Origin of the sequence: Bradyrhizobium sp. 141, assembly GCF_023074055.1 — a bacterium.
Taxonomy (GTDB): Bacteria; Pseudomonadota; Alphaproteobacteria; order Rhizobiales; family Xanthobacteraceae; genus Bradyrhizobium.
Map to the genome: position 1 here is coordinate 48,084 of NZ_JADPKR010000080.1, position 13,745 is coordinate 61,828.

General features: G+C 62.6%; 11 protein-coding genes. 4 read left to right on the plus strand and 7 right to left on the minus strand.

Features of this window, described 5'->3' with window-relative positions:
• Positions 1-51: 51 nt before the first annotated feature.
• Together argS and IVA81_RS21090 are read right to left on the minus strand one after the other, a co-directional pair.
• A complete protein-coding gene (gene argS, locus IVA81_RS21085; RefSeq protein ID WP_247321499.1) occupies positions 52-1,842 on the minus strand; it encodes an arginine--tRNA ligase in 1,791 nt (596 codons plus the stop codon).
• A gap of 9 nt (positions 1,843-1,851) precedes the next feature.
• On the minus strand, positions 1,852-3,060 hold the full coding sequence (locus IVA81_RS21090) for a deoxyguanosinetriphosphate triphosphohydrolase (protein ID WP_247321501.1): 1,209 nt from the start codon (positions 3,058-3,060) through the stop codon (positions 1,852-1,854).
• 1,399 nt (positions 3,061-4,459) lie between these two features.
• Here IVA81_RS21090 and IVA81_RS21095 point away from each other — a divergent pair.
• The 3 genes from IVA81_RS21095 to erpA all read left to right on the plus strand — a co-directional run bounded on the left by IVA81_RS21095 (position 4,460) and on the right by erpA (position 6,134).
• Positions 4,460-4,951 carry a helix-turn-helix transcriptional regulator gene (locus IVA81_RS21095; protein WP_247321503.1) on the plus strand — a complete coding sequence of 164 codons (492 nt, stop codon included), beginning with the start codon at positions 4,460-4,462 and terminating at the stop codon, positions 4,949-4,951.
• A complete protein-coding gene (locus IVA81_RS21100) occupies positions 4,948-5,619 on the plus strand; it encodes a hypothetical protein (RefSeq protein ID WP_247321505.1) in 672 nt (223 codons plus the stop codon). Before IVA81_RS21095 ends, IVA81_RS21100 begins: the two co-directional genes overlap by 4 nt.
• 185 nt (positions 5,620-5,804) lie before the next feature.
• Entirely contained in the window at positions 5,805-6,134 is a 330-nt protein-coding gene (erpA, locus tag IVA81_RS21105) for an iron-sulfur cluster insertion protein ErpA (protein ID WP_247321507.1), read from the plus strand.
• 88 nt (positions 6,135-6,222) lie between these two features.
• Here erpA and IVA81_RS21110 read toward each other — a convergent pair whose 3' ends face one another.
• Positions 6,223-8,553, minus strand: a complete 2,331-nt coding sequence (locus tag IVA81_RS21110; protein WP_247321509.1) for an ATP-binding protein — start codon at positions 8,551-8,553, stop codon at positions 6,223-6,225.
• Positions 8,554-8,687: 134 nt separating this feature from the next.
• Between IVA81_RS21110 and xth the strand changes: the two genes are divergently transcribed.
• Positions 8,688-9,485 (plus strand): exodeoxyribonuclease III, encoded by a 798-nt coding sequence (xth, locus tag IVA81_RS21115; protein WP_247321511.1) that lies wholly within the window; start codon positions 8,688-8,690, stop codon positions 9,483-9,485.
• A 145-nt stretch (positions 9,486-9,630) separates the two neighbouring features.
• Here the strand turns inward: xth and IVA81_RS21120 are convergent, their stop codons facing one another.
• The 4 genes from IVA81_RS21120 to IVA81_RS21135 all read right to left on the minus strand — a co-directional run bounded on the left by IVA81_RS21120 (position 9,631) and on the right by IVA81_RS21135 (position 13,724).
• The gene (locus IVA81_RS21120) at positions 9,631-10,458 is read right to left on the minus strand and encodes a tetratricopeptide repeat protein (protein WP_247321513.1); all 828 of its coding nucleotides are present in this window, start codon (positions 10,456-10,458) and stop codon (positions 9,631-9,633) included.
• Positions 10,445-12,166, minus strand: a complete 1,722-nt coding sequence (gene ilvD, locus IVA81_RS21125; protein ID WP_247321514.1) for a dihydroxy-acid dehydratase — start codon at positions 12,164-12,166, stop codon at positions 10,445-10,447. Before ilvD ends, IVA81_RS21120 begins: the two co-directional genes overlap by 14 nt.
• A gap of 541 nt (positions 12,167-12,707) precedes the next feature.
• Positions 12,708-13,040, minus strand: a complete 333-nt coding sequence (locus IVA81_RS21130) for a hypothetical protein (RefSeq protein WP_247321516.1) — start codon at positions 13,038-13,040, stop codon at positions 12,708-12,710.
• A gap of 102 nt (positions 13,041-13,142) precedes the next feature.
• Positions 13,143-13,724 (minus strand): hypothetical protein, encoded by a 582-nt coding sequence (locus IVA81_RS21135; protein WP_247321518.1) that lies wholly within the window; start codon positions 13,722-13,724, stop codon positions 13,143-13,145.
• Between the last annotated feature and the right edge of the window lie 21 nt (positions 13,725-13,745).

Sequence of the window (13,745 nt, forward strand, 5' to 3'; positions counted from 1 at the left end):
TCCGGCTTCTGCCGGTTACCCCCGAATTTCCCTTAAGTAGTTCGCCCCAAACTACCGCATCTCGTTCGGGGCATGGACGCCGAGGATGGCGAGGCCCGATGCCAGAACCGAGACGACGCCCTGGACCATGGCCAGCCGCGCCTTTGTTAGATCTGCATCATTATTGATAATGAAGCGTAAATAGGGCAAATCGCGCCCCTTCGTCCAAAGCGCATGAAATTCGCTGGCTAAATCATAGAGATAAAAGGCAATTCGGTGCGGCTCGTGGGCCGCGGCAGCCGCTTCGAGCATGCGCGGATATATTGCGAGGCGCTTGAGAAGTTCAAGCTCGACCGGGTCTGACAGCCGTTCCACCGCCGACTCACTGAGCCAGGCGATGCGTTTGCCCGAATCCTCCGGCAGTTCCGGGAACACCTCAGCTCGCGCGTTGCGGAAGATCGAGTGGCCGCGGGCATGCCCATACTGGACGTAGAACACCGGGTTGTCGCGCGACTGTTCCATGACCTTGGCGAGGTCGAAGTCGAGCACGGCGTCGTTCTTGCGATAGAGCATCATGAAGCGGACGGCGTCCTGGCCGACTTCATCCACCACCTCACGCAAGGTGACGAAGTCCCCGCTCCGCTTGGACATTTTCACCGGCTCGCCATTACGCAGCAGCTTGACGAGCTGGACGATCTTGACATCGAGCGACCCCTTCCCTGAGGTCGTCGCCTTCACCGCCGCCTGCATGCGCTTGATGTAGCCGCCATGGTCGGCGCCCCAGACGTCGATCATCTCGGCGAAGCCGCGGTCGAACTTGTTCTTGTGGTAGGCGATGTCGGAGGCGAAGTACGTGTAGGAATTGTCCGACTTGATCAGCGGACGATCGACATCGTCCCCGTAAGCCGTCGCCTTGAACAGCAGCTGCTCGCGGTCTTCCCAATCCTCGACCGGGGCGCCCTTCGGCGGCGGCAGGCGGCCCTCGTAGATGTCGCCCTTGGCCTTCAGGAAATCGATCGTTTCGGCAACCTTGTTGTTGCCGGCCTCGATCAGCGAGCGTTCCGAGAAAAACACGTCGTGGCGGATGTTGAGGGCGGCGAGATCGTCCTTGATCTCGTCCATCATCATCGCGATCGCCTTGGCCCGCACCGTTGGCAGCCATCCGGCCTCGCTCATCGCGAGCAGCTTGTCGCCGTGCTCTTTCGCCAGCGCCGCGCCGACTGGCTTGAGGTAGTCGCCCGGATAAAGACCCTCCGGGATCGCACCGATATCCTCGCCGAGCGCCTCGCGATACCGGAGGAAGGCGGAGCGTGCGAGCACGTCGACCTGGGCGCCGGCATCGTTGATGTAATATTCGCGCGTGACGTCGTGGCCGGCGAACTGGAGCAGGCTCGAAAGCGCGTCGCCGAACACGGCGCCGCGGCAATGGCCGACATGCATCGGCCCGGTCGGATTGGCCGAGACGTATTCGACATTGACCTTGGAGCCACCGCGGACGCGGCCGTAGTCAGCGGCCTCGCGCAGCACGGTCCGCAGCGCCTCCGCCCAGGCGGCCGGCTTCAGCGTCAAATTGATGAAGCCGGGACCGGCGACATCGACCTTGGCAATCAGCGCGTCGGCGCGCAGCCGTTCGGCGATCTGCTCGGCGAGATCGCGCGGCTTTGCCTTTGCCTCTTTCGCCAGCACCATCGCGGCGTTGGTCGCCATGTCGCCATGGGAGGCATCGCGCGGCGGCTCGACCACCACGCGCGAGAAATCTATGCCCTCGGGCCAGTTGGCTTCCGCCGCAAGCGTACGGCAAGCGGCGTGCACGCGTGCAAGCACGTCGGCGAACAAATGCAGTGCTGAGGATGTCTGGGGCATGGGCGCCGCCTAACGCAAATCCGGGGTCGAGTCAAAAAGCCGTTGGTGTTCGGTCAGGGCGAAACGGTCGGTCATTCCGGCAATGAAATTGCCGATCCGGCGGGCTCGGTCGCCCTCGTTGTCCGCCTCCGCCCCCAGCAGCCATTCCGGCGGCAGCTCGGCCGGCTCCTTAAGGTATTTGGCGAACAGGTCGAACAGGATCTGCTCCGCCTCGCCCATCACCCGCATCACCCGCTTGTGGCGGTACATGTGCTGGTACAGGAAGCGCTTGATGGCGGCCTCCTCCTCGGCGACCTCGGCCGGGAACGCGACCAGCGCCCGGCTCTGCTGCCGCACGTCCTGGGCCGACTGCGGCTTCACCGCGGCAAGGTTCTTCTGCGCCTCCGCGAACACCGCGCCGATCAGGTGCGAGATCAGCTCGCGCACCAGCTCAGCACCGCGCCTGAGGTCTTCGAGTTCAGGGTAATGGGCCGAAGTCTCGGCGATGATCTCAGCCGTGAGCGGCATGACCTTGAGATCGTCGAGATGGAACAGGCCGGCGCGCAAGCCATCGTCGATATCGTGGGCGTCATAGGCGATGTCGTCGGCGATCGCGGCGACCTGCGCCTCCAGTGAGGCGAAGCTCCATAATTCGAGGTCGTAGGTCTTGATGTAGTCGGCGATTCCGACGGGAATGCCGTGCTCGCGATAGCGCCCGACCGGCGCGCCGCTGCGATCGGTTAGCGGGCCGTTGTGCTTGACGACGCCTTCCAGCGACTCCCAGGTCAGGTTCAGCCCATCGAACTCGGGATAGCGGTGCTCCAGCGAGGCGACGACGCGGAGCGTCTGGGCGTTGTGGTCGAAGCCGCCGAACTCCTTCAGGCAGGCGTCCAGCGCCCGCTCGCCGGCATGGCCGAACGGGGGATGACCGAGATCATGGGCCAGCGCCAGGGTTTCGGTGAGGTCCTCGTCCAGCCCGAGCTGGCGGGCCAGCGCACGGGCGATCTGGGCCACCTCCAGCGAATGGGTCAGCCGGGTGCGGTAATGATCCCCCTCGTGGAACACGAACACCTGGGTCTTATACTTGAGGCGGCGGAACGCGGTGGAATGGATCACCCGGTCGCAATCCCGCCGGAACGGGCTGCGGGTCCGGCTCGGCGGCTCGGCAACCAACCGGCCGCGGCTGCGATCGGGGTCGCAGGCATAGGGCGCGCGGGGGGCTGCCATTCCGACGGACACGGCGAATTTAGTCCCTATCCATTTGTCACTAAGTCATTGTTATTATTCAAAGACTTCCCACAACTTTTGCCCCGGTTTCGTTCCATAGTCGTTCACGCTGTGTTTTTGGGAAGTCTCCACACCGATGTTTTCGGCGACCGCCGCCGAAACAGGGGCAACCTTTGAAGACAGCGCTTATATTGCCTGTCAAACTCAGCCGAATGCTCATCCACAGGGAGGGGGAAGAGGCGGCCGTTCGGCATGCGAAAGTAAACGTACTCACGCCCCCCTTGGGCTTTGCGATAGATGTACTTCAAGCGCGTTACGGCCAATTTACCACGACCGGGTCCGAAAAGTTCGTTTAGATCGATCCGGCCGATTGCGATGGCAATGACCTCGCCCTGCTTTCCATGCGAACGGGCAACAGCCGCACAGATGTTCAGGATGCCCCTCGGTGTAATTGGCATGATCCCCGGCCTCGGCGATCAACACACCTTGCGATATTGGATGCTGTTCTCATTAGGCACCCGCGAAGGCAGATTAGGGCATTTGGCTAGGAACGTGAATCCCTCGCAGGACAGCCGCCGAAGAACCGGCTGATCCCGTTTGGCTGCCCCCGGCCAATTCAGATGACCTCACTCTTCTTTCCCTGCGAGCGGGCAACAGCCGCACAGATTTTCAGGACCGTCGGCGTAATTGTCATGATCGACGGCCGCAGCAATGGAACGAAAATTGGATAACGTGGGAACTCTAGAAAACACGATCCACAAAGCGTATATCATCTAGATGGTCATGGCGTCGGGGCTCAACCCCAGGGGCTTCTGAAGCGTAAATCAAATCTGCGACACCTCCGTTTTGAAAAACCCGTCTAATCTGAAAAGGTTAGGCGGGTTTTTTATCCACTCCCTCACCATATCGCAAATTTGCGATGTAGCGTCACGCGGCGGGGTTGCGCCGGATCACAAAAATGCGATATTCGCTATGCCTGTCCTTTGGACGATCAGATCTTATGTCTCCGAGCGTGGTGTCGATGAGATTCGAAGTTGGTACGGAAAACAGTCGGCCCGGTGCCGTGCGAAGTTCCTCGGTCGTGTTCAATTCCTTGCCCAAACCCCTAGATCGGGATGGAAGCGCGAGCCGTTCGATCTACTTCACGGCGGCGAGTTAGGCGAAATCCGTTTCAACGTTGACGGCGTTCAACACAGGCCGCTTGGATTTTTCAGCCCCGGAATGGTTTTCACGATTGTCATCTGCGCTGAAGAAAGAGGCGGCAAGTTCGATCCGCGTCGAGCGATTGAGATAGCTGAAGGCAGAAAAAAGGAAATCGAGAACAATGCTTCCAGATGTTGCCCATTCTGGCTCCCACTTCAGTGATGAACTTGTCCGCGAACTAGCGGATGAGGAGTTCCGTCATGAGTACATGATGGACAAAGTCCGCTCGTACATTGCCTTTCAGATGCGCGCGCTCAGGGAGCAGCGACGCTGGAATCAGGGCGATCTGGCAAAGGCGGCTGGCAAAACTCAAAGCGTGATTTCTCGCCTTGAAGACCCTGATTATGGCAAGTTGAGCTTGCAATCCTGCCTAGAAATTGCAGTTGCCTATGATCTTCCGCTTCTCGTCCAATTTGTGGAGTGGGACGACTGGCTGACGCGCATGTCGAATATGTCGCCCAGCGCGCTTCGCAAACGAAGCTTCGACGCGAATAGATTGCTTGAAATTAATCGCCGTGCAAATCGGTCGGCCGCTGCATCCGTTGACGATTATCCGAGTTCTCTGGGCACATTGCAAAGTGCCGGTCTTGGCGCCCCCTCTAAGTCTTCTGCGGCTGGCCGCAGCGAGTCTCCGAATGTGGAATACAGACCGCACGGGGGGTTGATGAGGGCAAGTGCGGCAGAAGGAATTGCTGCGTGAAGTTTATTTCGTCAGCCGTTGGCCGCTGTCTTAATCTCTTCTCATGGGAAGAGGTGCGTCCCGTGCATGGATTAGGCCCCACAATGTTAGCGGCGGCACTCTCCGAACGCTTTGGATTTCAAACTCGGCCCACATTTCCGCTTGTGTCGGATGCTAGTGCAAAGTTTACGGATGGCGCAGCGGTGGTGGATGGCACGTTGATCGCGATCCACAAGCTGGAGAGCTATACTGATGGGCTTGGCGTCGATTGCACTAACACCGACGACGCCAAGCTGGTCTTGGATGAAATATTCAAGTGGGCGAGAGCAGAACTAGGATTTAGAGACTTCATCCGGCCACCGAAGGACATCTTTATCAGCCACATCACCGTGGAGTTTTCTCCTGACTTCAAGAACATCTTCAAGTCATGGGTGAAAATACAGGCGTTGTTGAATGCGAGCACTCAAGACCGGTACGGTTTTGACAAGAATGTTGATCTTTACCGCCTTCAGTGGCGAGGCGATCCGCACACGATAGTCAATAATGCACTGGTCTCTGATTTCTGGATTGAGCGTAAGGCAGGGGAGCCCCACTCCGAAAACCGATGGCATTGCAGCGGCCCCCTCCCGACCCAAGAGTTGATCGATCTTATGCAGACATTGGAGGGATTGGCGCTGGATGGCTCATAAAAGAGGCCGCCAGGGGTCCGGCAAGGTGGGAAAACCGAAATCGGATTTGAGAATTAAGCTGCTAAGTCTTTGAAACTAAAGAAACTAAGAATAGCCATTTGATTCTGCGTATGGTGGCACTTAACTATGCCGGACGCGGGATACCAAATGAAATGGGTATGACGCGGGACGATCGGAGACTGACCATGACGACTGCCGTGACCATCAGTGACAAGGCCGCACGCCGGATTGGGGAGATCCTCAAGGGCGAAGGTTCTGGCGCGATGCTGCGCATTTCGGTCGAGGGCGGCGGCTGCTCGGGCTTCCAGTACAAGTTCGACATCGACCGTGCCCGCACCGACGACGATCTCGTGATCGAGCAGGACAATGCGGTGGTGCTGGTCGATTCTGCCTCGCAGCCGTTCCTGGAGGGGTCACAGGTCGATTTCGTCGACGATCTGATCGGCGCCTCGTTCCGCGTCAACAATCCCAACGCCACGGCGTCCTGCGGCTGCGGGACGAGTTTTTCGATCTGAGCGCCAAAGCGCGACGCGATCGCGCTTTAGCTTTTTGTTTGAGCATGATCTTTTCGGAAAACCGCTGCACACTTTTTCCGGATCATGCTTATGCGCCGGTCATCTGCCTTTCCTCGTCCGTCCACTCCATGTCGACCGGCATCAGCTCCGGCTGGAGCGGCGCGTCCTCCGACATCACGTGGCCGTCCAGCGCACGCAGCAATGCCGCGACCAGCGCCGGCTTGCGCAGCGGCTTGGCCAGGAAGTCCGACATGCCAGCCTCGCGGCAGATCCTGACGTCCTCCGGGAAGGCGTTCGCGGTCAGCGCGATGATGGGCAAGGCCTCGAAGCGCCCGCCTTGCGCGCGGATCGCGCGGGTGGCGGCGAGCCCGTCCATGTCGGGCATGCGCACGTCCATCAGCACGACATCGTAATTGCCTTCGGAGGCTGCCGCGACGGCTTCGGCGCCATCGGTGACGACCCGCAGCTCGACGTCGAACGCCCCCAACATCTTGCTCACGACCATGCGGTTGACCGTATCGTCCTCCGCGACCAGCACCTTCAGCGGCCGATCGAGGCCGGCGATACGGACCTTGAGCTCGTCGGCCTCGTCGCGGCCGGCCGTCTGCTCGGAGGCCTGCGCCTGGCTCCAGGGCAGCACCAGCGTGAAGCGGAAGGTCGAGCCCTCCCCTGGCGTCGAGGTGACGCCGATGGTGCCGCCCATCTGCTCGATGATGCGCCGGGAGATCGCAAGGCCGAGGCCCGTGCCGCCGAAGCGGCGGCTGATCGAGGCATCGGCCTGGGCGAAATCGCTGAAGAGCTGGCCGAGTTTTTCCGGGGCGATGCCGATACCGCTGTCGGTCACGGTCCATTCGACGGTCGCGAGCAGATCGCGCCGCGCCTGGCAGGTGGCAGAGATCGTCACCCCGCCTTCATCGGTGAACTTCACCGCGTTGGACGCGAGATTGAGCAGCACCTGACGGATGCGCGCGACGTCGCCGCGCAGCGTCGGCGGCAGGTTCGGATCGAGCTCGACCTTGACCGCCAGCCCCTTGCTCTTGGCACTCGCGCGCGCGACGTTTGCGACCGTCTCGACCAGCGCCTGCGGGGCGAAGTCGATCACCTCGAAGGTGAAGCGCCCGGCCTCGAGCTTGGACAGGTCGAGAATGTCGTTGAGGATGCGCTGGAGATTGTCGCCGGACTCGCGGATCGTGGTAACGGCCTCGCGCTGCTCCGGATCGAGTTTTGTCTCCAGCAGCATGCTGGCAAGCCCGAGCACGCCGTTCATGGGCGTGCGGATCTCGTGGCTCATCACGGCGAGGAAGTCGGACTTGGCGCGGCTCTCTGCCTCGGCCTTTTCCGCGCGCCAGCGCTCGGTCACGTCGCGCCCGAAGCCGCGATAGCCAAGGAACTGGCCCTCGCGGTCATAGGCCGGCTTGGCCGTCAGCGACCACAGCCGCGCCTCGCCCCCGGCGACGACCTTGAGGTTCATCTCGTGCAGAGGCTCGTTCTGCTCCATCAGGCCGACGACGTTGTACGCCGCGCTTTTGTCTTCGGGACACAACATGTCGAGCACGTCGACGAAATGCGATCCCTTCAGCAGCGGCAGCGGCAACTGGGCGACGTCTGCGAACCGTTCGGGCACGTCGATCAGATGCCCTTCGGCATCGGTCTGCCACAACCAGTCGCTGGCGTTCTCCTGAAAATCCTTCAGCAGCAGCGAGATGATCTCGGTCTGGCGCTCGAGCTCGAGCTGGGCCTTGAGATTGCCGAGGAACAGATTGCCCTGCGAGACGATGTTGCGCGCCATGAAGAATGCGAACAGCAGCAGGAACACCGCCGTCGCCAGATACGGCCCGGCGCCGCAGAGCAGCAGCGCGCCGGCGCAGGCGACCGTCATGGTGGCGAGATAGACGAGGCCGGCACGCGGGAACGTCGAGAGCGTGAAGGCGCCGCCCGACATCATGCCGACCATCAGGCAGGCCAGGAGCAGCTGGCTGGTCGGCTCGATGCGGCTGAACAAAGCAAGCGGCAGCGCGCCCCAGATCGCGGCGAGGAGGACCGCCTGCCGCAGCATCTGCCGCGCGGCCCGGGGTGAGGCCTCCTGCAGCGGGTTCTGACGCGACCGGCGCCATGCGCGCACCGCCAGCGAGGCGGTCGTGGCGAGCGTCAGGCCCCAGATCGCGAGGAAGTCGTTCCAGCCCCTGCCCCAGAACAGGATCAGCACGATGGCGACGTTCAGCATCGTCACCGCCATCGTCACCGGGATCAACTGCGTCACCGCGTCGATCTGCTTGGCGCGGATGCGGCGGATCTCGCGCTCGCTGAGACCGGCAGTCAGGCCGTCCTCGATCTCGAAGCCCCCGAGCCAATACAGGAACGCGCCGATCAAACCGTCACGCGGCTCAGTTCCCTTCATCGATTTGTCCGGCCATCCCATCCGTGGAACCTTTTGACGATCAATGGCCTGCTGCCTGCTTAAGCCGGGTTAATTTTGTGGGAGATTTTGCGGCGTCCTTGACGGGCGCGTTTGCAGTTTGTTCTAACCATGGCCCCTGCCCGGAGCCTGCCGACATGACCATCAGAGTTGCCACCTGGAACGTGAACTCGGTCCGGCAGCGGATCGACCTCCTGCTGACCTGGCTGAAGGAGTGCCAGCCGGACATCGTCTGCCTCCAGGAGATCAAATGCGTCGACGAGGCCTTCCCGCGGCTGGAGATCGAGGCGCTCGGCTACAACGTGATCACGCACGGCCAGAAGACCTTCAACGGCGTCGCCCTGCTCTCCAAGCTCCGGTTCGACGAGACCAAGTCGGGCCTCGCCGGCGACGACGAGGATGCCCATGCCCGCTTCCTCGAAGGCGTGGTGACGCTCAAGCGCGGGGTCTTGCGCATCGCCTGTCTCTATCTGCCCAATGGCAATCCGGTCGGGACCGAAAAATATCCCTACAAGCTCAAATGGATGTCGCGGCTTCTTGACTATTCGAGGGAGCGTCTCAAGACCGAGGAGCCGCTGATCCTCGCCGGCGACTTCAACGTCATCCCGCACGCCCGCGACGTGCACAACCCCGCCGCCTGGACCGAGGACGCCCTGTTCAAGGCCGAGACCCGCGAGAGCTTTCAGTCCCTGCTCGGCCTTGGCCTCACCGACGCCTTGCGGGCCGTCACCGACGAGCCTGGGCTCTACACCTTCTGGGACTATCAGGCAGGCGCCTGGCAGAAGAACCAGGGCCTGCGGATCGACCATCTGCTGCTGTCGCCCCAGGCCAGCGACCGGCTCGCCAATGTCGGGATCGACAGCTATGTGCGCAGCTGGGAGAAGCCGTCGGACCACGTGCCGGTGTGGGCGGATCTGGATCTGGAGGCGGCGTGAGCAGCGGGATCGTGGGCACGGTAAGAACCCGGCATTCGCACCTGCCGTAGGGTGGGCAAAGGCGCAAAGCGCCGTGCCCACCATCTCTCCATGATCGAAACAGGTGGTGGGCACGCTTCGCTTTGCCCACCCTACGGGATCCACCCTACTCCCGGCGGCCCTGCACCCACTGCTCCAGCATTTGCAGGGCCATGGCGCGGTCGTCGTCGGAGGCCTTGGCGAAGGCGCGGTTGTAGCTTTCCTTGATCCAGGTCTCTTCAATGCCGGCGCTGTCGCGCGCCAGGGTCAGCCACATCAGGCCGCGCGCGGCCTGCCGCGGCAGACGGTCGCCATTGAACAGCATCTGGCCGAGCAGTGCCTGCGCCTCGTGCTGGCCCTTCTGGGCGGCAAGGCCGAGCCAGCGCGCGCCATAGCGGTAATCCTCCCGCGAGGCGTCGGGCGTCTTCAGGTACAGCCGGGCGAGATCGTACTGCGCGTCGGCGTTGCCGAAATAGGAGGCTGCGTAGGAGAACATCTCCCGCGCCCGCTCCGGGTCCGACTTGATCTTCGAGTTCGGGATGCCGCTGAGATAATAGCGGCCGAGCGCGACGAAGGCGTTGGCCACGATCTGCGCCTGCGGCGCAGACGGGCTATCCTCGGCATGCGCGTTGGCGATCCGGCTGAAATATTCGAAGGCGCGCAGATCGTCCTGGGTGACGCCGTCGCCATTGGCGTACATGCGGCCGAGCTTCCACTGCGCGATGGGGTGGCCACCCTCGGCAGCATATTGCAGCGCACTGAGCGAGGTCTCCTGGGGCACAGCCGCCGGCGCGACCTTGCCGCGCACGGCCGCCGCGGTCCCCGGCAAGGTGGTCACGACCGGAATAGTCGCGTCCTTCGGGTTGACCGGAGCGCCGTCGAAGGCAAGCGCCGGCGCGGCCAGCGCAGCAGCCCCTAACACAAACGCAACTATGGCACGCCTAGATGTCCGCATAGCACTGTTTCTCGTGCGCGCCGCCCGGATGGGTCACTGCCCCCCCGACCGCTGGTCCAACCTGCTGAGCATATTTCCAGAGCGCACCCGACGTGTGGTTAGTCGCGCGGGCGCTCCATTTGGTTTTGCGCTGGGCGAGCTCGGCGTCGCTCAATTTTACGTTAAGGGTACCGGCAACCGCGTCGATCTCGATGATGTCGCCGTCCTCGAGCAGCCCGATCGGGCCGCCAATGGCGGCTTCCGGCCCGACATGGCCGATGCAGAAGCCGCGGGTGGCGCCGGAGAAGCGGCCATCGGTGATGAGCGCGATCTTGCCGCCCATGCCCTGGCCGGTCAGCGCTGCGGTGGTCTGGAGCATTTCCCGCATGCCGGGGCCGCCCTTCGGCCCCTCGTAGCGGATCACGATGACTTCGCCTTCGCGGTAGGTGCGCTTCTGGACCGCCTCGAAAGCATCCTCCTCACGGTCGAAGCACCTGGCCGGACCGGTAAACCTGAGGTTGGACATTCCCGCGACTTTCACGATCGCACCTTCTGGCGCCAAATTGCCCTTCAGGCCGACCACACCGCCGGTGACGGTGATGGGCTTGTCTGCCGGGTGCACCACGTCCTGGTGCGGATTCCACTTCACGCTCTTGAGGTTTTCGGCGATCGTGCGGCCCGTGACGGTAAGGCAATGACCGTGCAGGAAGCCGTTGTCGAGCAGCGTCTTCATCAGAAGCGGTATGCCACCTACTTCAAACATGTCTTTGGCGACATAACGGCCACCCGGCTTCAAATCCGCGACATATGGTGTCTTTTTGAAGATTTCGGCGACGTCGAATAAGTCGAACTTGATGCCGCACTCATGCGCGATCGCCGGCAGGTGCAGCGCAGCATTGGTCGAGCCGCCGGACGCCGCGACCACGGCAGCCGCGTTCTCCAGTGCCTTGCGGGTGACGATGTCGCGCGGCCGGATGTTCTGAGCGATCAGGTCCATGACCTTTTCGCCCGCGGTCATGCAGAAGGCGTCGCGGATTTCATACGGTGCCGGCGCACCGGCCGAGTAAGGCAGTGCGAGACCGATCGCCTCGGAGACGGTTGCCATGGTGTTGGCGGTGAACTGCGCGCCGCAGGCGCCCGCCGAGGGGCACGCCACGCGTTCGATCTCGTCGAGGTCCTCGTCCGACATGGCCCCGACCGAGTGCTTGCCGACCGCCTCGAACATGTCCTGCACGGTGACCTGCTGGCCGCGGAAATTGCCGGGCAGGATCGAGCCGCCATAGATGAAAATCGAAGGCACGTTGAGGCGGACCATCGCCATCATCATGCCCGGCAGCGACTTGTCGCAGCCGGCAAGCCCGACGAGCGCGTCATAGGCATGGCCGCGGATAGTCAGTTCGACGGAGTCGGCGATGCATTCGCGCGACGGCAGCGAGGAGCGCATGCCGTCATGGCCCATGGCGATGCCGTCGGTGACGGTGATGGTGCAGAATTCGCGGGGGGTGCCACCGGCCGACGCCACACCCTTCTTCACCGCCTGCGCCTGGCGCATCAGGGAGATGTTGCAGGGCGCGGCCTCGTTCCAGCACGAAGCGACGCCAACGAAGGGCTGGTGGATCTGCTCGGTGGTCAGACCCATGGCGTAGAGGTACGAGCGATGGGGCGCGCGCGCAGGGCCTTCCGTCACGTGACGGCTCGGCAGCCTTTGCTTGTCAATCTTCGCGCCCATCGCAAACCAGTTTCCCCGGTCAACCCTTTCAGACCCGAAAAATCACAGCCAAGATTTGAATCGACCTTGGGATTTTTTTCGTCGTCTTCGAAGACCGCCCGCTGCCTCCAAAACATTAGAGCGATTTTATTCATGTTTGGGTGTGGCCAAAAAGCGGCGGTGATGCGAACCGCCGGTGATGAGGCTTAAATCCGGGGCGGGTGTTGCATGGACAGCACAATCGTTACCGGGAAGACACGGGCCCGGCTTACCAAAATACCCTCGCGAAGCTGGCGGTCTACAACTTCAGATTTCGCGATGCTGGACGCGCCCCTCGCTCCGGCTCGCTGACGAGGTGCACACAAGTGAGTCGGCCCTCTTCCGCATTCTCGTGTCCCGGACGCGCCGCAGCGCGCCTTAGCGCTGCTGCGCAGAGCCGGACCCAGAAGCTACACGGCACAATACGGATGGATGGCCCCGGCTCAGCAGCGCACCGTCGAAGCGACGCTGCGCTGCGTCCCGGGCACGAGAGCGAGGTATGGCGCAGGCTTTGTCAACGTCGTCATTGCGAACGAAGCGACTTGTCCGCCGAAGCCTCGGCGAAGAAAAAACCGCATTTCGGTAAAGTGGAATATTTTTGACGGAACGGATTGACTCCGACCCGCGTGGAAATGGTCAGGTGCCGTTGGGCTGCAAGATCACGCAGTCTGGCGCGGCACTGCCGCAGCATGTCGTCGCGCAGCCGCTGACCAGCGCTGCCACGGTCGACTCCAGCGCACGCAGCTCGGCGATCTTCTTCCTGATCGAGCCAAGGTGTCTTTCCGCAAAGCTCTTCGTGTCGCTGCAGGGCAGCCGCCGCAGCGAGTTGATGGACACAATCACCAGTCATCGCCATGACCGAACTCCGGTCTTGTAGCCCGGATGAGCGAAACGACATCTGGATCCCAGCGAGCGGATTCCGGGTATCGCTGCGCTCACCCGGGCTACGATCGGCCGCTCAGGCCGACATCGCGCCCTTGCGTCCGAGCGGGTCGACCAGGCGGACGATCTCGCAGGCAGCGACGAGGCCCGCGAGCCAGGCGGCGCTGGTCAGCCCGATGCGCGTGACGATGGCAGCGGTGAAAGCGCTCTCGCCGCCGAGGAACGGCGTCGTGGCGAGCAGCGCGATCTCGTAGGTCGCGTAGGCGGCGACCAACGTGATCGCCAGCGCCACCGGCGTACGGCCCTGCGGCAGCATGCCGAGCACCGTCGATGAGGCCGCGGCCGATAGAAGCGCAGCAGCGCCGATGACAAAGCCCCAGGCGATGGTGCCGGCGTCAACGGGATAATGCAGCCCGCCGAAACCGATGGTCTGGTTGACGAGCCAGGCGCCGGTGACGACGAGCAGCGCCGGGCGCAGCGGCAGCATCGCCGCGGCAACCACGGCGAAGGCCGCGAACGGCGTTGCGCAGGCGAAGGCAAAGCTCGCGAACGCGCATGTCGCCGTCAGCAGCGCAAAGCAGAACATCGGCGCAAGGCGCGGCGCGACCGGGTGAAGTCGGAAACGGTCGCCGTGAGACGGCAGGATGTTAAGAGGCATGGGTGATCTCTTTCTCTTTCG

Bases quoted from the DNA above. Each gene is read 5' to 3' on its own strand.
- argS (WP_247321499.1), bottom strand. From the start codon at position 1,842: ATGCCCCAGACATCCTCAGCACTGCATTTGTTCGCCGACGTGCTTGCA.
- IVA81_RS21095 (WP_247321503.1), top strand. From the start codon at position 4,460: ATGATGGACAAAGTCCGCTCGTACATTGCCTTTCAGATGCGCGCGCTC.
- erpA (WP_247321507.1), top strand. From the start codon at position 5,805: ATGACGACTGCCGTGACCATCAGTGACAAGGCCGCACGCCGGATTGGG.
- IVA81_RS21110 (WP_247321509.1), bottom strand. From the start codon at position 8,553: ATGGGATGGCCGGACAAATCGATGAAGGGAACTGAGCCGCGTGACGGT.
- xth (WP_247321511.1), top strand. From the start codon at position 8,688: ATGACCATCAGAGTTGCCACCTGGAACGTGAACTCGGTCCGGCAGCGG.
- IVA81_RS21120 (WP_247321513.1), bottom strand. From the start codon at position 10,458: ATGCGGACATCTAGGCGTGCCATAGTTGCGTTTGTGTTAGGGGCTGCT.
- ilvD (WP_247321514.1), bottom strand. From the start codon at position 12,166: ATGGGCGCGAAGATTGACAAGCAAAGGCTGCCGAGCCGTCACGTGACG.
- IVA81_RS21130 (WP_247321516.1), bottom strand. From the start codon at position 13,040: ATGGCGATGACTGGTGATTGTGTCCATCAACTCGCTGCGGCGGCTGCC.
- IVA81_RS21135 (WP_247321518.1), bottom strand. From the start codon at position 13,724: ATGCCTCTTAACATCCTGCCGTCTCACGGCGACCGTTTCCGACTTCAC.